Annotated in this window: 22 protein-coding genes and 1 tRNA gene; 8 read left to right on the top strand and 15 right to left on the bottom strand. The window is 63.8% G+C overall.

The features are described from left to right. Positions 1-103 precede the first annotated feature (103 nt). Genes CWE16_RS01040 through queC form a run of 3 tightly spaced genes read right to left on the bottom strand, consistent with a single transcriptional unit; the run spans position 104 to position 2963 of the window. A complete protein-coding gene (locus CWE16_RS01040) occupies positions 104-970 on the bottom strand; it encodes an aminotransferase class IV (protein WP_131592284.1) in 867 nt (288 codons plus the stop codon). Next, positions 967-2295 carry an anthranilate synthase component I family protein gene (locus CWE16_RS01035; RefSeq protein ID WP_236629494.1) on the bottom strand — a complete coding sequence of 443 codons (1329 nt, stop codon included), beginning with the start codon at positions 2293-2295 and terminating at the stop codon, positions 967-969. The genes CWE16_RS01040 and CWE16_RS01035 overlap by 4 nt, the downstream gene beginning before the upstream one ends. After that, complete coding sequence (gene queC / locus CWE16_RS01030; protein ID WP_131592282.1) at positions 2265-2963, bottom strand: 7-cyano-7-deazaguanine synthase QueC; 699 nt, start codon at positions 2961-2963, stop codon at positions 2265-2267. Before queC ends, CWE16_RS01035 begins: the two co-directional genes overlap by 31 nt. Before the next feature lie 111 nt (positions 2964-3074). Here queC and CWE16_RS01025 point away from each other — a divergent pair, with 111 nt between their 5' ends. Next, positions 3075-3548, top strand: a complete 474-nt coding sequence (locus CWE16_RS01025) for an ecotin family protein (protein ID WP_236629493.1) — start codon at positions 3075-3077, stop codon at positions 3546-3548. Positions 3549-3561: 13 nt separating this feature from the next. On the opposite strand, the gene CWE16_RS01020 is transcribed toward CWE16_RS01025, so the two are convergent. The 6 genes from CWE16_RS01020 to gcvT form a co-directional block, all read right to left on the bottom strand. Beyond that, entirely contained in the window at positions 3562-4170 is a 609-nt protein-coding gene (locus CWE16_RS01020; RefSeq protein WP_131592278.1) for a 7-carboxy-7-deazaguanine synthase QueE, read from the bottom strand. After that, positions 4167-5825: a CTP synthase gene (locus CWE16_RS01015; RefSeq protein ID WP_131592276.1), complete on the bottom strand. Its 1659-nt coding sequence runs from the start codon at positions 5823-5825 to the stop codon at positions 4167-4169. The genes CWE16_RS01020 and CWE16_RS01015 overlap by 4 nt, the downstream gene beginning before the upstream one ends. 73 nt (positions 5826-5898) lie before the next feature. Next, complete coding sequence (locus tag CWE16_RS01010; protein WP_131592274.1) at positions 5899-6381, bottom strand: Dps family protein; 483 nt, start codon at positions 6379-6381, stop codon at positions 5899-5901. A 74-nt stretch (positions 6382-6455) separates the two neighbouring features. Beyond that, positions 6456-7586 (bottom strand): RNA polymerase sigma factor, RpoD/SigA family, encoded by a 1131-nt coding sequence (locus tag CWE16_RS01005; RefSeq protein WP_131592272.1) that lies wholly within the window; start codon positions 7584-7586, stop codon positions 6456-6458. Positions 7587-7651: 65 nt separating this feature from the next. Continuing rightward, complete coding sequence (aspS, locus tag CWE16_RS01000) at positions 7652-9472, bottom strand: aspartate--tRNA ligase (protein ID WP_131592270.1); 1821 nt, start codon at positions 9470-9472, stop codon at positions 7652-7654. 56 nt (positions 9473-9528) lie between these two features. Continuing rightward, positions 9529-10620 (bottom strand): glycine cleavage system aminomethyltransferase GcvT, encoded by a 1092-nt coding sequence (gene gcvT / locus CWE16_RS00995; protein ID WP_131592268.1) that lies wholly within the window; start codon positions 10618-10620, stop codon positions 9529-9531. A gap of 144 nt (positions 10621-10764) precedes the next feature. On the opposite strand from gcvT, the gene CWE16_RS00990 reads away from it, so the two are divergent. Together CWE16_RS00990 and CWE16_RS00985 are read left to right on the top strand one after the other, a co-directional pair. Then, positions 10765-11019, top strand: a complete 255-nt coding sequence (locus CWE16_RS00990; RefSeq protein ID WP_131592266.1) for a metal-binding protein — start codon at positions 10765-10767, stop codon at positions 11017-11019. 104 nt (positions 11020-11123) lie between these two features. Then, entirely contained in the window at positions 11124-11540 is a 417-nt protein-coding gene (locus tag CWE16_RS00985) for a Crp/Fnr family transcriptional regulator (RefSeq protein WP_236629492.1), read from the top strand. Here CWE16_RS00985 and speB read toward each other — a convergent pair. After that, positions 11534-12421, bottom strand: coding sequence for an agmatinase (speB, locus tag CWE16_RS00980; protein ID WP_131592264.1), 888 nt, complete (start codon positions 12419-12421; stop codon positions 11534-11536). The genes CWE16_RS00985 and speB overlap by 7 nt on opposite strands. Further along, positions 12421-13284 (bottom strand): polyamine aminopropyltransferase, encoded by an 864-nt coding sequence (speE, locus tag CWE16_RS00975; RefSeq protein WP_131455223.1) that lies wholly within the window; start codon positions 13282-13284, stop codon positions 12421-12423. Before speE ends, speB begins: the two co-directional genes overlap by 1 nt. Positions 13285-13333: 49 nt before the next feature. Between speE and arfB the strand changes: the two genes are divergently transcribed. Together arfB and CWE16_RS12075 are read left to right on the top strand one after the other, a co-directional pair. Then, positions 13334-13771, top strand: coding sequence for an alternative ribosome rescue aminoacyl-tRNA hydrolase ArfB (arfB, locus tag CWE16_RS00970; RefSeq protein ID WP_201737936.1), 438 nt, complete (start codon positions 13334-13336; stop codon positions 13769-13771). A 69-nt stretch (positions 13772-13840) separates the two neighbouring features. Continuing rightward, complete coding sequence (locus tag CWE16_RS12075) at positions 13841-14008, top strand: hypothetical protein (RefSeq protein WP_201737935.1); 168 nt, start codon at positions 13841-13843, stop codon at positions 14006-14008. 23 nt (positions 14009-14031) lie between these two features. Here CWE16_RS12075 and mazG read toward each other — a convergent pair whose 3' ends face one another. Both mazG and CWE16_RS00960 read right to left on the bottom strand, forming a co-directional pair. Then, positions 14032-14886, bottom strand: coding sequence for a nucleoside triphosphate pyrophosphohydrolase (gene mazG, locus CWE16_RS00965; RefSeq protein WP_131592262.1), 855 nt, complete (start codon positions 14884-14886; stop codon positions 14032-14034). Positions 14887-14915: 29 nt separating this feature from the next. After that, entirely contained in the window at positions 14916-15416 is a 501-nt protein-coding gene (locus CWE16_RS00960; protein WP_131592955.1) for a metal-binding protein, read from the bottom strand. Between the two features lie 57 nt (positions 15417-15473). Here CWE16_RS00960 and CWE16_RS00955 point away from each other — a divergent pair. After that, a tRNA-Val gene (locus tag CWE16_RS00955) sits at positions 15474-15545 on the top strand. A gap of 9 nt (positions 15546-15554) precedes the next feature. On the opposite strand, the gene CWE16_RS00950 is transcribed toward CWE16_RS00955, so the two are convergent. Together CWE16_RS00950 and CWE16_RS00945 are read right to left on the bottom strand one after the other, a co-directional pair. Further along, the gene (locus tag CWE16_RS00950) at positions 15555-15959 is read right to left on the bottom strand and encodes a Fur family transcriptional regulator (RefSeq protein WP_131455035.1); all 405 of its coding nucleotides are present in this window, start codon (positions 15957-15959) and stop codon (positions 15555-15557) included. 23 nt (positions 15960-15982) lie between these two features. Beyond that, complete coding sequence (locus CWE16_RS00945) at positions 15983-16240, bottom strand: hypothetical protein (protein ID WP_131455034.1); 258 nt, start codon at positions 16238-16240, stop codon at positions 15983-15985. A 47-nt stretch (positions 16241-16287) separates the two neighbouring features. Between CWE16_RS00945 and CWE16_RS00940 the strand changes: the two genes are divergently transcribed. Continuing rightward, the gene (locus CWE16_RS00940) at positions 16288-16761 is read left to right on the top strand and encodes a protein phosphatase (protein WP_443081593.1); all 474 of its coding nucleotides are present in this window, start codon (positions 16288-16290) and stop codon (positions 16759-16761) included. Beyond that, entirely contained in the window at positions 16752-17378 is a 627-nt protein-coding gene (locus CWE16_RS00935) for a 2OG-Fe(II) oxygenase (RefSeq protein WP_131592258.1), read from the top strand. The genes CWE16_RS00940 and CWE16_RS00935 overlap by 10 nt, the downstream gene beginning before the upstream one ends. The last annotated feature ends 15 nt before the right edge of the window (positions 17379-17393 follow it).

The following is a 17393-nucleotide window of genomic DNA, read 5'->3' as shown; positions in this document are numbered from 1 at the left end:
AGCATCACCACAGCACGGCGCTCCCGCCACAGATTGATCCATGGCACGATTCGGTGTTGATTCAGTAACTATTCGGTAACGTCAGCGTCTCTTTTTGCTCGGCTCAGTCCAGCAGGTTTCTCCAGAGCGCCTGGGCGCTGGCCACATTGACGTTTAGGGGTTGGTCGTCGACCTGCGCCAGCGGCCTGCATCCAAGGCTGTTGATCAGGAGCCACTGATCCCCTGGTTGCGGTTGTGTGCCGAGTGGTTCCTCGTTGGCGTTGGGCAGGGTCAGGGCGCGGGCTCGCATGATGCCTGGCAGACAGCCGCTGCTCAGGGGCGGGGTGATCCAGGTGCCTTGGCGAAGGACCAGCAGGTTGGCGGTACTGCCGCAGCAAAGATCCCCTTTGCTGCTCAGCAGCAGGGCATCGTCGGCGCCGTGGGTCCGTGCTTCTCGTCGGGCTTGAATCGCCTGGCCATAGGCGAAGGTTTTGCAACGGCTCAGCTGGCTTGTGGCATTGCGGCGTTCATGGCGACTGATCCAGCAACGGACCGGGGAGAAGGTCGGGGTGTGATGCTGCAACGTCAACCAAAAGCGATGCTGGTTTGGATCGGTGGCTGCGGTTGGAAGTTCGATCCCGCGGCCGTCGCCATCGCCTCGGCTCCAGTTCAAGCGCAGGGCGCCGCTGCATTCATTCCCATCCCCGCTTAGACCGCAGCGGTCGATTGCTTCGGTGATCAGGCCTTTCAGCCAGTCCGCTTCAGGGGGAGGGGCCATGGCCAGCAGCGCCGCACTCATCTGCCAGCGCTGGAGATGGTCCTCCAGCAGCCGTGGTTTGCCCGCCTGCACCAGCACGGTCTCAAACAGACCGTCTGCCAGCAGCAGGCCTCGGTCGCTGAGGGGTACCCCCAGCTCCTTTGCAGAACCCCAAAGGCCGTTGCACCAGCTGATCGACTCAGGCTTGGAGTTCTGCGCGGACAGGTTGCTCATCCCAGGGCCTCCAGCAGTGGCAGCAGTTTCCAGTCCAGTTCGTCCGCTTCTGCTTCGGGTTGCGAGTCGGTGACGATCCCGCAGCCTGCATGCAGGCGCAGTTGGTCGTTTTGGCGCAGCACCGTGCGGATGAGGATATTGCTGTCGAAACGGCCGTTCCAGTCGATGCGCAACAGGGAGCCGCAGTAGGGCCCCCTCCCGACTGGCTCAAGCTCCTGCAAGCGTTGGCAGGCCCGCAGCTTCGGGGCACCGGTGATTGATCCCCCCGGCCAGCTCGCCTCCAGCAGCTCCACCCAAGTCGCTCCCTCCCGGAGCTGAGCGGTGATCACCGACGTGAGGTGATGCACCTGTGCGTAGCTTTCAAGGCCCACCAATTGAGGCACCTGCACCGAACCCGTTTGGCAGACCCGTCCCAGGTCGTTGCGCAAGAGGTCGACGATCATCACGTTCTCCGCTCGGTCCTTCCCGCTGCAGATCAGTTCGGCCGCCAGATCAGCGTCCCGCTCCGGATCTGGATCGCGGGGCCGGGTGCCTTTGATTGGCCTGGTTTCCACCCGCCCGTCGGGCTCCACCGAGAGGAACCGCTCCGGTGATGTGGAAAGCAGTGCCTCCCCTGCGGCCTCTCCCGCCGCCACGATCAGTCCGCCGAACGGTGCCGGACAGCGTTGGCGTAGGCGCCTGTAGAGCTGCAGATTGCTGATGGGCTCGAGCAGCCTGCAGCTGCTGCAGGCGGTGAGGTTGGCCTGGAAAAGATCCCCGGCGGCGATCAGTTCCCGGATCCGCTCCACACCGACCACAAAGTCATCCCGGTCGGTGTGACGGCGCCAGGGGCTGTGGCGTGGTGCTGGAGCCTCGGGGGTCGCAGGGTGATCCGTGAGATCGCTCAGCCAGCGCAGCATTGCCGCATGGCGACCGGGATCCATGCCTTCCAGCCAGAGTTCCTGCCGCTGGAGATCGAAACGCAGCACTGGGTCATGTCGGGCGATCCAGAGGCTCGCCATCGAGTCGGCTTTCCAGGGGTTGCCTGACTCCAGCCACGCGGCTGCGTCATAACTGAGCCAGCCGCTCCAGTGGCCGGGGCCCAGGCTGCGGAGGGCCGTGAAGGGATTTGCTGCATCAGCGTCACTGGGCAGCCCTCTGCAGCAGACCTGCTCGAGTGGATCGACCGCCAGGGTGATCCAACGACCCAGATCGCTGCCATCGCCATCCAGCCAGATCAGGCCGTCTTCCCCATGGTCAGCCGCTAAGGCCGTCGCGATCCACGACGGCTCTCGCCAGGGGCAGGCGTTACGGATCAACACGGCTGGATGTCGCCTGGAGCGCAAGGGCTGCAGAGATCCGGCCGCCCGGCGCTTCTCAGAGCCTCATCACGAATGCGGCAGCTGTCGCAGACACCGCACGGTTCGGCACCACCGCTGTAGCAGCTCCAGGTCTGCTCAATGGGCACTCCCAACCTCAGCGCCTCCTCCACGATCCGCTGTTTGCTCCATTCCACCAGCGGTGCCCAGAGTCGTGGACCCCGGCCTTCCCGCCCAGCCCGACTGCTCAGATTGGCCAGGGTTTGAAAAGCGGCCAGATAGTCGGGTCGGCAGTCGGGGTAACCGGAGTAATCAACGGCATTGACCCCCAGCACTAGTCGTTCTGCACCCCGTGCCTCCGCCAGGCTGAGGCCGATCGAAATAAACACGGTGTTTCGCCCAGGCACATAGGTGGAGGGGATCACCCCGTCTTGCACGCCATCACTGGGAATCGTGAGTTGTGCATCGGTGAGAGATGACCCCCCCCAGCTGGCGAGATTGACCGCGATGGTGTGGTGTTCCGCCAGCCCCAGGGTGCTTGCCAGTCGACTGGCGGCCTCCAGTTCACGGCGATGGCGCTGGCCGTAGTCGAAGGAGAGGCCGATCACCCTTTGCCCGGCTTCGATGGCCAGGGCGGCGGCGGTGGCGGAATCAAGCCCTCCGGATAGGAGGGCAATCGCGATGGAATCGGTCATGCTTGGCATTCTGTTGCCGCAAGGGTCATGGCCAGGCGTTGCTTCCACGCATCAAGCGCAAAGCGTGTGGGTTTGCAGGGTCTGGTCCTGCTGGCTGCCGCAACGGCAGCCATGGCACCAGCTGCAAAGGCGATTCCCCGTTTGGATCTCAGCGGATATCCCGCACCGGCGCCGGGGCTGCAGCGTTGGGTGATTCAGCCCTCTGGTCTGCTGCCGAAGAGTCCAGACGCTCTCATCTCCAGGAATCCTCTGGACTGGCGTGTGCAGTTGATCGTGGGTCAGGAGGTGGCAAAGGATTGCAACCTCAAGCGACTCAGCGGCCCAGCCCTGAGCCTGCGTCGTCTGCCTCAGGCATCCGGCAAGGCTCTTTTCGAGCTGAAGGGTCCGGTGGTGGTGATGAGCACCCGCAAGGCGTGCCCGCCGGATCAGACATCAGGGCGTTCTTTCCTCGCCCTCGGCAAACAGCCTTTTCTCGTGCCCTACAACGCCTCCTGGCCGATTGTGGTCGATCTGCCCAAGGGCACCGAACTGCGCTGGCGGATTTGGAAGGCGGAAACCCGTCAGCAGGACGCCGTAAAGCTTTGAGCGGGATTTTGAATCAGCGCACCCCGAGCCACTTGTGGCTCTGGAGGCTGAGTCGCCAGCGGCTATTGCTGCGGGCCTGATCCACGGCTAGCTGCTGGCCTTCGCTGCTCTCCCATCCTGGTTGAAGCAGCCAGTGGGCCTGGGGTGCCTGGGCTGACACCACCTCGGCAAACAGCAGATCTGCCGGTTCGTGCACGATCACCTTCAGTTCATGGCAGTGGCTCAGCAGCTCCGGTCGTGGTGGACGGTGACGCTTGGGTGAGAGGGTGATCCAGTCGGGGGAGCCACTCAGAGGATCCACGCCGCTGGTTTCCAGGTGAACTGGCAGGGTGCAGGCGCTCCGGATGGCTGCCGTCAAGGCATCGAGATTGTGATGGAGCGGTTCTCCTCCGGTGATGACGGCAAACGCAGCGCCATCACGGGCCGCCTTGGATGCTTCCCTGGCGAGGGACTCCACGCTCCTCGATGGGTGGGAGTCGGCAGGCCAGGAGTGTTTGGTGTCGCACCAGACGCAGCCCACACGGCAGCCCCCGAGCCGGATGAAAAAAGCACTGCGGCCGGCATGGAGCCCTTCCCCCTGCAGGGAATGGAAGGTTTCCACCACCGGTAGCTGCTGGCTCAAGGGCTGGTGTTGGCGCTGACTTGCTCAGCCTGACGCAGCGCTTCGCTGGGGCTGGAGGGCAGCCGCTGCTGTGCCGCTTCAATCAGTCCCCTGAACAAGGGATGGGGCTGGCCCGGTCGGGACAGGAACTCAGGGTGGTATTGGCAGGCGGTGAAGAAGGGGTGACCGGGAAGTTCGATCAGTTCCACCAGTCGTCCATCCGGCGAGGTTCCACTGATTGAGTATCCCGACTCCAGGAAGAGGCTCCGATAGGAGTTGTTGAACTCGTAGCGGTGACGGTGACGCTCGTAGACCACTTCGCCTCCGTAGAGGCTGGCGGCCATCGTTCCCGGAGCCAGACGGCAGGGGTAAACGCCCAGCCGCATGGTGCCGCCCAGGTCGACCACATCCTGCTGTTCGGGAAGCAGGTGGATCACGGGATGGGTCGTACCCGGTTCCAGCTCGGCACTGGTGGCGCCGATGAGTCCCGCCTGATTGCGAGCCCACTCGATCACGGCGCACTGCATGCCCAGGCAAAGCCCCAGGAAGGGGACTCGCTGTTCGCGGGCCCAGCGGATCGCTGCCACCTTCCCGTCGACGCCACGGTTGCCAAAGCCCCCGGGCACCACCACCGCATCCATGCCGCCCAGCAGGGCATCGGCTCCGCGATTTTCGATCTCCTCGGCACAGACCCAATGCAGATCGAGGGATGCATCCTGGGCCAGGCAGGCGTGGCGCAGGGCCTCCACCACCGACAGGTAGGCATCGTTCAGCTGCACGTATTTGCCCACCAAGGCCACCTTCACGGCGGGCCCTGGATTGCGCAGCTTGTGCACGAGCTGGGCCCATCCGGCCATGTCGCTCTCGTGATCATTGAGCTGCAGCACATCGAGAACTTCCCGGCAAAGGCCCTGCTCCTCCAGGGTCAGGGGCACGGCATAGATGCTGTCGGCATCCAGCGATGGGATCACCGCCCGTTGGGGAACACCGCAGAAGCCTCCGATCTTGCGCCTGAGTTCATCGCTGATCTCCCGGTCACTGCGGCACACCAGAACATCGGGTTGGATGCCGATGGAGCGCAGCTCCTTCACGGAGTGCTGGGTGGGTTTGGTCTTCAGTTCACCTGAGGTGCCGATGTAAGGCAGCAGGGTCACATGGATGTAGGCCAGGTCGTGGCGACCTACATCGCCGCGGAACTCGCGGATGGCTTCCAGAAATGGCAGGGATTCGATGTCACCGACGGTTCCGCCGATCTCGGTGATCACCACGTCAGCGCCGCTGTTGGAGGCCACGCGATGGATCCGCTCGCGGATCTCTCCGGTGATGTGGGGGATCACCTGAACGGTTCCGCCGTTGTAATCACCCCGACGCTCCTTGTTGATCACCGCCTGGTAGATCGAGCCCGTGGTCACGCTGTTCAGGCGTGACATCGCCGTGTCGGTGAAGCGTTCGTAGTGGCCGAGGTCGAGGTCGGTTTCGGCACCGTCTTCCGTGACGAAGACCTCACCGTGCTGGAACGGGCTCATCGTGCCCGGGTCCACGTTGAGATAAGGATCCAGCTTCAGGATCGAAACGTTGTAGCCACGGGATTTGAGCAGACGACCGAGGCTGGCGGCCACGATCCCCTTGCCGATGCTGGAGACCACTCCACCGGTGACGAAGACGAATTTGGCCATGACCCCCCAGGCGACTCTTCAATGTACCGAGCGCCCCAAGGGGAATGGATCCCAGGGATCGCGCCAATCGTGATCAGCCCTCCAGCAGGCTGCGCAGCATCCAGGCGGTTTTCTCGTGGATCTGCAGACGTTGGGTGAGCAGATCGGCAGTTGGTTCATCACTCGCGGCCTCCGCCAGGGGAAACACGCTCCGGGCGGTGCGGGCCACCGCTTCATGACCTGCCACCAGCTCGCGCACCATCTCCAGGGCGGCAGGTTGTTGAGAGGCTTCCTGGATCGAGGCCAGACTGGCCAGGGTGCTGCCGCCGTGGGGTGCCACAACTCCGAGGGCGCGGATCCGCTCCGCGATCACGTCCAAGGCATTCCAGAGCTCGGTGTACTGCTCCATGAACATCAGATGGAGCGTGTTGAACATCGGGCCGGTCACGTTCCAGTGGAAGCCGTGGGTCTTGCCGTAGAGCACATACGTGTCGGCCAGCAGTCGGCTGAGGCCGGAGGCAATCTGTTCGCGTTGGTCAGCGGGGATGCCGATGTCGATCGTGGGGGTGCCGGTCATGACGGTGAGGTCCTGTTGCCTATGTCTTAGCGGCTGTCTGAGCGGCTGTCTTAGCGGCGGGCAGCAGGCCCCGCTCAGGAATCGAACTCCTGGATGTAATCCCGCACCTTGCAACGTCGTTGGGGTTGGCGCAGCTTCAGCAAGGCCCGGGTTTCGATCTGCCGGACCCGCTCCCGGGAGAGGGCCATCGCTTCACCGATCTGCGCCAGGGTGCAGGGGGTGTCGTCCTCGAGTCCAAAGCGCCGACGGATCACTTCCGCCTCCCGGTCAGTGAGCTCATCCAGCAGGTGTTCCAGGTCGTCATGCAGGGCGTCCCGGGTCAGTTCCTGTTCGGGAGTGGCTTTGCCATCCTCCAGCAGGTCGCCGAGCTGGGTGTCCTGTTCGCGGCCCACGCGCATTTCAAGGGAGACCGAGCGGGGAACTCGCATCAAGGTCAGGCGCACCGTTTCCTCGCTGAGCCCCAGACGCTTCGCCAGGTCTGAAAGGGAGGCGAGTCGCCCCTCCTGACTTGCGATTTCCTGCTGCACTCGCTTAATCCTGTTCAGCTTTTCGGTGATGTGAACCGGCAGTCGAATCGTGCGGCTCTGGGTGGCGATCGCCCGGGTGATGCCCTGGCGGATCCACCAGTAGGAGTAGGTGCTGAAGCGGAAGCCACGGGTGGGGTCGAATTTCTCTACGGCCCGTTCGAGTCCGAGGGTGCCCTCCTGCACGAGATCCAGCAGTTCCAGCCCCCGTTGCTGATATTTCTTGGCCACGGTCACCACCAAGCGCAGGTTGGCGGCGATCATGCGGTCGCGGGCTCGGCGACCGTCACGCAGCTGTCGTTTGAGCTCCCTGGGTTCCAGTTGGATCAGCTCTGCCCAGGTGCCGTACCCCTCGGTCAGCGTCGCCTGAAGGTCGCTGACGGCTAGCCCCGCCGCTCGCGCCCATTCCTGGCGGGTCGGCCAGTGGCAGAGATGGTTCGCCTCCCGTTGCTGCAGTTCCTCCAGCTCCAACAGCGTCTGCAGCACCGGGTGGTTCACCGCTAGGGCGCGTTCCTCCCGCAGCAGTTGCTCCCGCCGTTGCACCTGCCGGGCCAGCAGCACCTCCTCTTCATTGCTGAGCAGATCGACCCGACCGATGTCCTGCAGGTAAAGGCGCAGCAGGTCATTACCTGCGCCCCTGCGCTCCCGGGAGGCCCCGCTCGATCGCTCACTGGTGGTCAAAGGCGTACGCCTGAATGCCCTCAGGGTTCCGCGCGTTGCTCAGCAGTGCTTGGAATGCGCGGAATCTATTCGGGATCCACCCAGGTGCTGGCCACGTGCAGCTCCTCAAGTTGCTTGTCGGCAACCCCTGCGGGCGCTGAAGTCATCAGACAGCGGGCCTGCTGGGTTTTGGGGAAGGCAATCGTGTCGCGAATCGACTCCTCACCCGCCAAGAGCATCACCATGCGGTCGATGCCAAAGGCCAGGCCTCCGTGGGGTGGTGCGCCCATGTCGAGGGCGTCGATCAGGAAGCCGAACTGCTGCTGCGCCTCTTCCAGGGGCAGTCCAACGGTCTGGAGCACCTGACGCTGCAGAGCTGAGTCATGGATGCGCAGGGAGCCCCCACCGAGTTCCAGACCGTTGAGCACCAGGTCGTAGGCCTGGGCGCGGGCCGTGGGCAGGTTGTGGGCCCATTGCGCTGGATCGCTGCCCAGATCACTGTTGTTGGGAGCGCAGAAGGGGTGATGAAGCGCTTCGTAGCGGTTCTCGTCGCTGTTGAACTCGAACATCGGGAAGTCCACCACCCAGAGGAAATTCCACTGGTCGTTGTCCCGGTCGTGCTTCACCAGGCCCAGTTCGCGCGCCAGGTACTGACGCACCCGATCAAGGGCCTTGTTCACCGTGGCGGTGTCGCCGGCACCGAACAGCAGCAGGGTGCCTGGCTCGGCGCCGCTTCGGCTGAGCAGCTCCTGCTTCTGCGCCTCGCTGAGGTTGTCTTTGATCGCCCCGATCGTGTCGATCTCGCCGCCCTCGCGCACTCGGATGAAGGCCAGACCACCGGCGCCGGCCTGTTGGGCCTCACTGAAGACATCCCCACCTGGCTTGATGCGCACGTTTGACACGGCATCGTTTCCGCCGGGAACGGCGATGCATTTCACGGAGCCACCGGCCTTCACCGCACCGCTGAACACCTTGAAGCCCATGTCCTGAACGATGTCGCTCACATTGGTGAGCTCCATCCCATAGCGGGTGTCGGGTCGGTCGGTGCCATAACGCTCCATGGCGTCATGCCAGGTCATGCGCGGGAAGGGACGGGGCAGCTCGATCCCTTTCACCGTTTTCCAGATGGTGCTGATCAGCCGTTCATTCAGATCGAGGATGTCCTCTTGATCCATGAAGCTCATCTCCATGTCCAGCTGGGTGAATTCCGGCTGGCGATCGGCGCGCAGGTCTTCGTCCCGGAAGCAGCGGGCCACCTGGTAGTACTTCTCGATGCCACCCACCATCAGCAGCTGTTTGAACAGCTGGGGTGACTGGGGCAGCGCGAACCATTCCCCCCCACAGACGCGACTTGGGAGGATGTAGTCGCGGGCTCCCTCTGGTGTGGATCGGGTGAGCACCGGAGTTTCCACCTCGATGAAGCCTTCGTCTTCAAGGAAGCGGCGGGCGGTCTGGATCGTCTGAGCCCGCAGGCGCAGGTTGTCGTTCATGCGCTTGCGGCGCAGATCCAGATAGCGGTGGCGCAGGCGGAGCTCCTCGCGCGTGTTCTCCTCGTCGTGGATCGACACCGGGAAGGGCAGGTTGCCCTTGACGTTGTTCAGCACCGTGATGGTGCTGGCCAGAACTTCCACCGCGCCGGTGGCCAGTCGTTCATTGAGGGATTCAGTCGGCCGCGCCCGCACCTTGCCCTGCACCTGGAGGACGGTCTCGCTGCGCAGGTGTTCAGCCACCGCGAAGGCGTCGGCCCCAAGATCGGGGTCCACGGTGATCTGCACGGTGCCGGTGCGGTCGCGCAGATCGATGAAGATCACTCCACCGTGATCGCGTCGTCGGTCGACCCAACCGCAGAGCATGACCTGCTCGTTGACCTGTGTTTCGCGCAGATCTCCGCATCCGTTGCTGCGCATGGGGCCAGGGGGCGTGATGTGAGAGGCGAGTTTCCCACAGGGAGGAGGCTGCACCGTCAGGTGGTCCGTCGATAGAAGGGGCGTTTCACCACGGTGGCGGGATGGCGTTGGCCGCGGATCTCAACGCTGAGGGGGGTGCCCACCGTTGCGAGGGCTGTTGGCACATAGCCCAGGCCGATGCCCGCCTCGAGGCTGGGAGCCCAGCCGCCGCTGCTCACCTTGCCCACCACTTGGTCACCCTTGAGGATCGGGTAGTCGTGGCGGGGAATGGCCCGGCCTTCCAGGCGCAGTCCCACCAGCCTGCGCTGGCTGCCTGAGGCCACTTCCCGCTCGAGGGCATCCCGGCCGATGAATGCCACTGGATTCTCCAGGTGCACCAGCCAGCCCAGACCGGCTTCGAGGGGGGTCGTGCTGACATCCATATCTTGGCCGTAGAGGTGCATCGCCGCCTCAAGGCGAAGGCTGTCCCGGGCGCCGAGGCCACAGGGGGTCACGCCTTGCTGCAGTAAGTGTTTCCAGAGTGCCCGGCCCGCGTCACGGGGCAGCAGCAATTCAAAGCCGTCTTCGCCTGTGTAGCCGGTGCGCGCCACCAGGGCCTCCACATTCAGCCCTGGCAGGGCGAGCAGCCTGTGCCCGAAGCGGGGCAATTCCTGCAGCGATGTGCTGCTGAGTTCTTCCAGAACGGCCTGGGCCTCTGGGCCCTGAAGTGCCAGCAACACACCATCGCCTTTGGCGTCGCTGATGCTGATGGAGCTGCTGCTGAGTTGCTGTGCCAACCAGGCGCGATCGGTTTCGGCACAGGCGGCGTTGATCACCGCCAGCACCGTGCTGTCGTCGAGGTCGTAGACGATCAGGTCGTCCAGGATGCCGCCGTTGTGATTGAGCAACACCGTGTAGGAGGCCTGGCCAGGTCCGATGCGGTGAAGATCGGTGGGCACCAGCTGCTGAAGGGCGTCTTTGGGGTTAGGCCCGCTGAAGCGCAGCACTCCCATGTGGGAGATGTCGAACATGCCCACCGCCTGACGCACCGCGGTGTGTTCGGCCACGAGCCCTGAGTACTGCACGGCCATCTCCCAGCCGGCGAAAGGCACCATGCGGCCTCCTGCTTCTTGGCAGAGATCGTGCAGGGGGGTGCGTTTCAGCTCCATCACTCACCGAGGGCACGAGATCTGCATTCTCGGCGAAGGTGATCGCCCTCCGCACCGTAATTGGAAGCAAAGCCGCAGATTTGCTTGCGGAGGTGGTTCGCTTTTTCAACCGTCCTTACGCTTGGCGCTCTCCGGGTTTTGCGTTTGGCAGACGTTTGCTGCCACACCTGTCTTCACTGCACTGCAGGTGCCGCTGCGGCTGCAGATGGCGGCTGGTGTTGCCTGCGCCGCCTGCCGGTTCATGCGGATCTCGCTCGGGTGGCCTGGTGTCATCACTGGACCGCCCGCCCACCGTCGTTGCCTCGGCTCGTGGCGATGGAGCAAGCAGTCGCTCGGTCAGACGTTCAGTTGGAACTGCAAGAACGCTCCCTGCCCCTGGCGGCAGCGGGTGAGGGTTGAGCTAAAAACAGAAGAAAAGCTGAAGATCGAGCTTGGATTTCTATTCTGTGATCTGAGCAACCTCTTTTTCCGATCTCATCCGTGAGCATTGCCTGATGGAACACGTGGGGGAACCCTCTGCCTTGATTACCACCAGCCCTTTGCCTTCGCCGGTGGAGTTGATTGCAGAACACGCCCACGCCGATCAGCACACGGTGCCGACGGGCGCGATCCTGTTCCGACGTTCCGAGCCCGTGCAGGCCATCTATGCCCTTGAGCGGGGGCTGGTTGAGTTGTCTGCCCCGGGTGCCGGCCGGCTTCGTTACGGCGCCGGGGAGGTGTTCTTCTATGAAGACCTGTCAGGAAACCGTCTGCATCACAGCCGTGATGCCCGGGCCTTGACGCCGGTGGCCTTCGTGCGTCTGCCTCGCATCAGCTTTTTGGAGCTGGTCCACCGCCACCCGACCATGGTGCTGAGCCTGCTGGAGCGGCAGCACAGCCGACTGCGGGAGCAGCGGCTGGATGCCTGCCATTTCTATTGATGCAGCAGCATCAGAAGGCTGCGGGTCACTTTGCTGGCCAGCACGCTGCTCACGCCTGAAGGATCCAACTGCGGAGCCAGTTCCACCACGTCGGCGGCGACGAGCTGATGGTGGCGTAATTCATCCACGAGGGTTGCGAAGTCGCCCCAAAGGAATCCGCCTGGTTCCGGGGTGCCGGTGCCGGCCATGACGGCCGGGTCAAACCAATCCAGATCAACCGTGAGATACATCGGTTGGCCCCGCAGTGGCTTCAGGGCGTCGGTCATTCGTTCAATCGCCACCAGACGGCCTGTGTTGCGCAGTTCTGAAAATTCTTCCCGGGTGCCGCTGCGAATGGCGATCTGCAGCAGCTGTTGGCTGGGCAGCACCTCCAGGCAGCGGCGCATGGCGCAGGCGTGGCTGTGGCTGGCCCCAAGCCATTCATGGCGCAAGTCGGCGTGGGCGTCGAGCTGGACCAGCACCAGGTCGGGGTGTCGTGCCGCCACGGCTGCGACTGCTCCGGAGCTGATCGAGTGTTCGCCGCCCAGCATCAGTGGCTTCAGGCCAAGGGCCAGTACGGTTTCGGTGGCCTGTTTCACCGCGGTCACCACGGGTTCAGGTGCTCCGAAGGGGATGTCCACGGCGCCGAGGTCCGCGAAGTTCAGGTCCTCCAGGTCTTGGTCCAGCTGGGGGCAATAGGTCTCGAGACCGTTGCTTACCTCCCGGATGGCCCCCGGTCCGAATCGGGTTCCGGGGCGAAAGGAGGTCGTGCCGTCGTAGGGGACGCCGAACAGCCCCACTCGGCAGCCGGCAGGGTCCCGCTGGCTGCCCATGTAGATGGCTCCATCGGTGTCAAACAGATCGGTGTTGACCAGTTGGGTGTTGATGGTGGTCGTGTCCATCAAGCCAGCTCCCGTTGAACAAAGGCAGGCACGGCATCAAAGGCACCGCATTGCCAGCGAGGGCTCCAGATCTCACAGCCCTCGGCGACGGCGGCGGCCCGCACTGGGTCGGGCCGTCGGTAACGCGGGCTGTCGGTGGCGGCAAAGGTCCAGCTCCACCAGCCGCTGGGGTACATCGGCACCCATCCATACATCGGATCCGCGTGGCCGAACACCTCGCGGATCACCTTCACGGTGTCGATGTGCACCTGCCGGAACGCTTCGGGTGATTCGCTCTGGGTGGCAAACACACCGCCCGGTTTCAGGATGCGGCGGCACTGCTCGAAGAAGGCGCGGTTGAACAATCCTTCGGCTGGGCCAGCGGGATCGGATCCATCAACGATCACCACGTCGTAGCTGGCGTCGGAGGCATTCGCGGCCCAGGCGATGCCATCCCCCACGGTGAGGTGGAAGCGCGGATCGCTCCAGCAGCCACCGCCGATGCTCGGTAGGTGCTGCTGGCTCCACTCCACCACCAGCCCATCGATTTCCACCATGTCGAGGTGCTGCACGCCCGCATGGCGCAGACACTCGCGGGCGGTGCCGCCATCGCCGCCGCCAATCACCAGCACTCGCTCAATCTGTGCGGCGCTGCAAAGGGCTGGATGCACGATCGATTCGTGGTAATGCCGCTCCTGGCGTTCGGCTGTCATCCAGCAACCATCGAGTAGCAGGCCTTTGCCGTAGCGCTCGCTCTCAATGATCGTGACCCGTTGGAACGGTGATTGCTCCTCGGCGATCACGCGCCCGGCCAGGCCGTAACGCACCCCCTGATGGGGTTCGTCGATCCAGCCGGAGGTGGATGCCGCAGCATCGTGGTTCATCGCAGGGGTGGCAAACGGTTCTCTCCAGCTAAAACCGGCGGGAGGCCTCTTGTCAGTTCTGCACTGCATCGTCAACGATCGCCTGGTGATCCCGGCCGCTGAGCTTCAGTGGCGGTTTTCTCGTGCCTCTGGTCCTGGTGGCCAGGGGGTGAACACCACCGATTCCAGGGTTGAGCTGGTGTTTGATCTGGAGCGGTCGTCGGCCCTTGGTCCGTTTCGTCGGGCGCGCTTGAAGGAGCGTCTGAGCACTCGACTTGATGGCACCTGTCTGCGGGTGGTGGTGGCGGAAGAGCGCTCCCAGTGGCAGAACCGTCAGTTGGCGCTTGTGCGCTTGGGGGATCTGCTCAGGGAGGGATTGAAAGCACCCCCACCAGAGCGGCGTGCCACCCGTCCCGGGCGGGGTGCGGTGCGGCGGAGCCTCGAGGCCAAGGGGCGGCGTAGCGCCCTCAAGCGGCGGCGTCAGGGCAAACCATCGCTGGATGATTAAGAAAGCTGAGCCCAGTTGACTTAAAGGTTAAGCAGCAGTTAAGTAAAGGGAAAGACTGTGGAGGTCGACATGAAGCATCCACAAAGCCGAGGGGCATTAACCCAGTTGGTGGAGTTGATGCAGCTCGAGGAACGGGCCCGGGTCTGCCTGACGCGCGGTGAGGCGAAGGTCTGCATTCGCAAGGCCGATGCCGCCAAGCGTCAACTCTGGGGCAGCACGGAAGGCACGATGAGCTGACGCTCAGCGTCTCAGGGCTGCTTTCAGCTGGCTGGAGAGTTTGCTTCTGCTCTGATCTGGGCCTTGGCTTGCTGCCAGAGCCGTTCCAGTTCCTGGATGCCGCGTCCTTGCAGGTCTCCGCCCAGGGCGGCTTCCACCCGGGAGAAGCGGTCCAGAAAGCGCCGGTTCGTTCCCGCTAGGCCGGCCTCCGGATCAATGCCGCACCAGCGGGCCACGTTCACAAGGGTGAACAACACATCACCCAGTTCCTCCTGGGCATGGGCCCTGTTTCCTGAGGCGACCGCCTCCTTGAGCTCATTGAGCTCCTCATGCACCTTGTCCCACACCCCGGCCAGGTCATCCCATTCGAAACCGGCCTTGGCGGCTTTCTTGGAGATGGTCATGGCGCCGGCCATTGCCGGCTGGCCCCGCACCTTGCCAGCCAGCTGGTCGCTCAGGGGACTTCTGGAAGGAGCCCCATCTGCCGTTTGCTCGGCCCGCTCTGCAGCCTTGATCGCGTCCCAGGTTGCCTTCACCGCAGCGCTGTCGGCCGCCTCAGCGCCGGCGAACACGTGGGGATGGCGTCGGATCAATTTGTCGCTGATGCTTTCGGCGATCGCATTGAGATCGAAACGCTGTTCTTCCTGCGCAATCCGGGCATGCAGCATCACCTGCAGCAGCAGATCGCCAAGCTCCTCTTTGAGATGACGGTCATCCCCGTGGCGGATTGCGTCAGCCACCTCGTGAGCCTCTTCCAGCACATAGGGCACGAGGGAGGCATGGGTCTGCTCGAGATCCCACGGGCAACCACCTGCAGGATCACGCAGCCTGGCTACCACAGCCTCCAGCTGGCGGATTGGATCGGGGTGGTGCGGCGGCTGGGTCTGAGGGTCGGCCATCTCGGCGGCAGCGAGTTGCCGCCACCCTCTCACCGGCGTCGTCTGGCGCGCCACTCCGCCGGCAGCGGATCGCCGTCGAGGATGAGGTGTAGCCACACACTGGCCTCAAGGCCCAGCAGCACGGCCAGAAGAGCGTTGGGTTGTCCCACCAGTTGCTGCAGCAGCCAGGGCAGTCCCTCCTGAATGTTGGGAACCCATGCCAGTGGCAACCAGGCCAGGGCTTGCCAGACCAGCAGCAGCAGGATCAGGAGCCAGCCCAGACGCAGGGCCATGCCGATCACAGGCCCATGGGAGAAGAGCGAACGGTGGGGGAGCAGACGCCGGTAGGGCCACCAGATCCAGCGCAATGGGCCCCAGCGATTGAGGGCGCGGGAGTGGGTGTCGAGATCCGGTGACAGCCAAAGGCCACCCATGAGGAAGGCCAGGCCCCCTAGGGCACCGGCCCAACCACCCAGCAGCATGGCGAGCAGGCCGGCCATGGGCAGGGCCCAGAGGCTGGTGGCGCGGTCGTGGTCCCGCCCGGAGGCCATCGCGTCGCATCGAAGCGTTGGACCAAGCCTGCCGCCTTCAGGCACAATCAGCAGCACGGGCGATTAGCTCAGCGGTAGAGCACCTGCCTTACAAGCAGATTGTCACTGGTTCGATCCCGGTATCGCCCATTCCAAACGTCAAGGCTGCCTCTGTTGTTCCCGGCAGCTGGCACAGAGCCCAAAGAACTCCAGGGTGTGAAACAGCAGCTCGAAACCTTGGCTTTCCTCGGCCGGCACCGTCAGGCCATGGATTGGGCAGTGGCTGAGGGCGCTGGTGCGGCCGCAGTCCACGCAGGTCAGATGGTGACGATCTCTGGTTAAAGGGGCATACAACGCCTCGCCAGTCGGCAGGTGCCGGCAGCGCACCAGCCCCTGTTGCTGTAGCAGGCGCAGATGGCGGTAGACCGTGGCCAGGCCCATGGGCCGCTCTCCGGCCTGGATGGCGCGATGGAGCTGCTGGCCACTCATCTCGTCACCACAGCGCTCAAGTTCCTCCAGCAGCCTTCGCTGGCGGGCATTCACCGATGTGATCTGGCTGGCCATCCTGTGCCTGGATTGTCTGCTGCTCAGTCTTCTGGGAAGAGCAGAGCCGCTAGTTCATCAGCATCGACGTCGTAGACCCGAGCCAGGCTGGTTTCGATCGCGCTGGTGACTTCGCCGGGGAGAAAGCGCATCGCGTTGAGGGCATCCTCGGTGATCTCGTCACTGAGAAGCTTGTCCTCACTGTCCAGTTTTTCATCGTTGATCACCGCCATCACCCAGCTTTGGTAGGCGTAGACGAGGTCCGAGAACTCGAGTTCGGGATCGTTTAGATCCAGGGTCATGACCATGGCGGGCATCTCAACGTCCAGTCTGACCCCCGGAGGAGAGGATGGCAGGTATGAGCCAGCGATCCGATCCATTGCTCCCTTCTGCGGCCCAGTTGCAGGGCACCCTGGTGGATTTCGCCCTGGCCGAGCTGATCCGCCAGCATCGAGACAGCTTCCAGCCCCTCTGGACTGTCGACAGCTGGGCGAAACTGCTGATTTGGTTGGCTCTCAACTGTGGTCTCTCCGGTGAGAGGGATGCCCTGGAGCAGTTCGCCGAGGCCCTCGGGCCTCGGCTCACCTCCCGGTTGCGGCGTCTGTTCTTCGAGAGGGATCTCACGGATCTGGAGCTGCAGGTGCTTGCCGATCCGGCGGAGCAGCAGGTGCTCTTGCTCTCCCTTGCTCCCCAGGATCCGGCTGTGCTTTCGCCGGAGCGACTCGAGCAGGCTCTGAAGCGGGTGGGTCTTGAGAGCCGGGTGACGAGCGATCAGACCCGCTGGCAGACCCTTGATGCGGTGGTGGCGATTCCATGGAGCTGATCGCGCGTTACAGCAACCCTGGCTATGAGGCCGTGGCTGATGGGGTGATGACGTTCTTTGAGCGGCGCACTGATCTGCATCGGCCCGGAGTGGCCTTCGGGTCAGCCGATCCCTCTGAACCCGCCAAGCTCAGCACTGACATCAGCCTGGTGGCCATCGATCGCAGTGACCCCGAGGCTTTTGCCCTTGCTGAGGTGATTCTGCGGGGCGTCAGCGCTGGCTTGGAGCGCTATCTGCAGGAGCGACCCCTCTTCCAGCAGGTCTGCCCCGATCAAGAGCTGTTTGTTTTGCCGATCTTCAATCTTCAGCGCTATGCGCCGGGAGAGGGGTTCAAGCAGTGGCACTGCGACTGGACGATCAGCGATGAGGCCACCGAGCCAGTCCATCGGGTGCTGGCCTGGATTCTTTACTGCGACACGGTGACGGATGCCGGGACGGAGTTCCACTGGCAGGGGCACCACGAACCTGCCGAGCGCGGCAAGTTGCTGATCTTTCCCGCAGGTCCTTCCCACATCCATCGCGGGCGGGTGAATCACACCGCTAGCAAGACGATTGCTACAGGCTGGATCAATGCTGGGGCAAGGTCGGGGTATCTGGAGCGACTGGCCCAGGGCTAGGCCTTGGCTGACGAC

The organism is Synechococcus sp. BS55D (genome assembly GCF_004332415.1).
Classification (GTDB): Bacteria; Cyanobacteriota; Cyanobacteriia; order PCC-6307; family Cyanobiaceae; genus Synechococcus_C.
This window is presented reverse-complemented; position numbering and strand designations above follow the sequence as displayed.

Bases quoted from the DNA above. Each gene is read 5' to 3' on its own strand.
- CWE16_RS01015 (WP_131592276.1), bottom strand. From the start codon at position 5,825: ATGGCCAAATTCGTCTTCGTCACCGGTGGAGTGGTCTCCAGCATCGGC.
- queC (WP_131592282.1), bottom strand. From the start codon at position 2,963: ATGACCGATTCCATCGCGATTGCCCTCCTATCCGGAGGGCTTGATTCC.
- speB (WP_131592264.1), bottom strand. From the start codon at position 12,421: ATGGACACGACCACCATCAACACCCAACTGGTCAACACCGATCTGTTT.
- CWE16_RS12075 (WP_201737935.1), top strand. From the start codon at position 13,841: ATGAAGCATCCACAAAGCCGAGGGGCATTAACCCAGTTGGTGGAGTTG.
- CWE16_RS00940 (WP_443081593.1), top strand. From the start codon at position 16,288: ATGGCAGGTATGAGCCAGCGATCCGATCCATTGCTCCCTTCTGCGGCC.
- gcvT (WP_131592268.1), bottom strand. From the start codon at position 10,620: ATGGAGCTGAAACGCACCCCCCTGCACGATCTCTGCCAAGAAGCAGGA.
- CWE16_RS00960 (WP_131592955.1), bottom strand. From the start codon at position 15,416: ATGGCCTCCGGGCGGGACCACGACCGCGCCACCAGCCTCTGGGCCCTG.
- CWE16_RS00945 (WP_131455034.1), bottom strand. From the start codon at position 16,240: ATGACCCTGGATCTAAACGATCCCGAACTCGAGTTCTCGGACCTCGTC.
- CWE16_RS00950 (WP_131455035.1), bottom strand. From the start codon at position 15,959: ATGGCCAGCCAGATCACATCGGTGAATGCCCGCCAGCGAAGGCTGCTG.
- CWE16_RS01010 (WP_131592274.1), bottom strand. From the start codon at position 6,381: ATGACCGGCACCCCCACGATCGACATCGGCATCCCCGCTGACCAACGC.
- speE (WP_131455223.1), bottom strand. From the start codon at position 13,284: ATGAACCACGATGCTGCGGCATCCACCTCCGGCTGGATCGACGAACCC.
- CWE16_RS00935 (WP_131592258.1), top strand. From the start codon at position 16,752: ATGGAGCTGATCGCGCGTTACAGCAACCCTGGCTATGAGGCCGTGGCT.
- CWE16_RS01040 (WP_131592284.1), bottom strand. From the start codon at position 970: ATGAGCAACCTGTCCGCGCAGAACTCCAAGCCTGAGTCGATCAGCTGG.
- mazG (WP_131592262.1), bottom strand. From the start codon at position 14,886: ATGGCCGACCCTCAGACCCAGCCGCCGCACCACCCCGATCCAATCCGC.
- aspS (WP_131592270.1), bottom strand. From the start codon at position 9,472: ATGCGCAGCAACGGATGCGGAGATCTGCGCGAAACACAGGTCAACGAG.
- CWE16_RS01025 (WP_236629493.1), top strand. From the start codon at position 3,075: ATGGCACCAGCTGCAAAGGCGATTCCCCGTTTGGATCTCAGCGGATAT.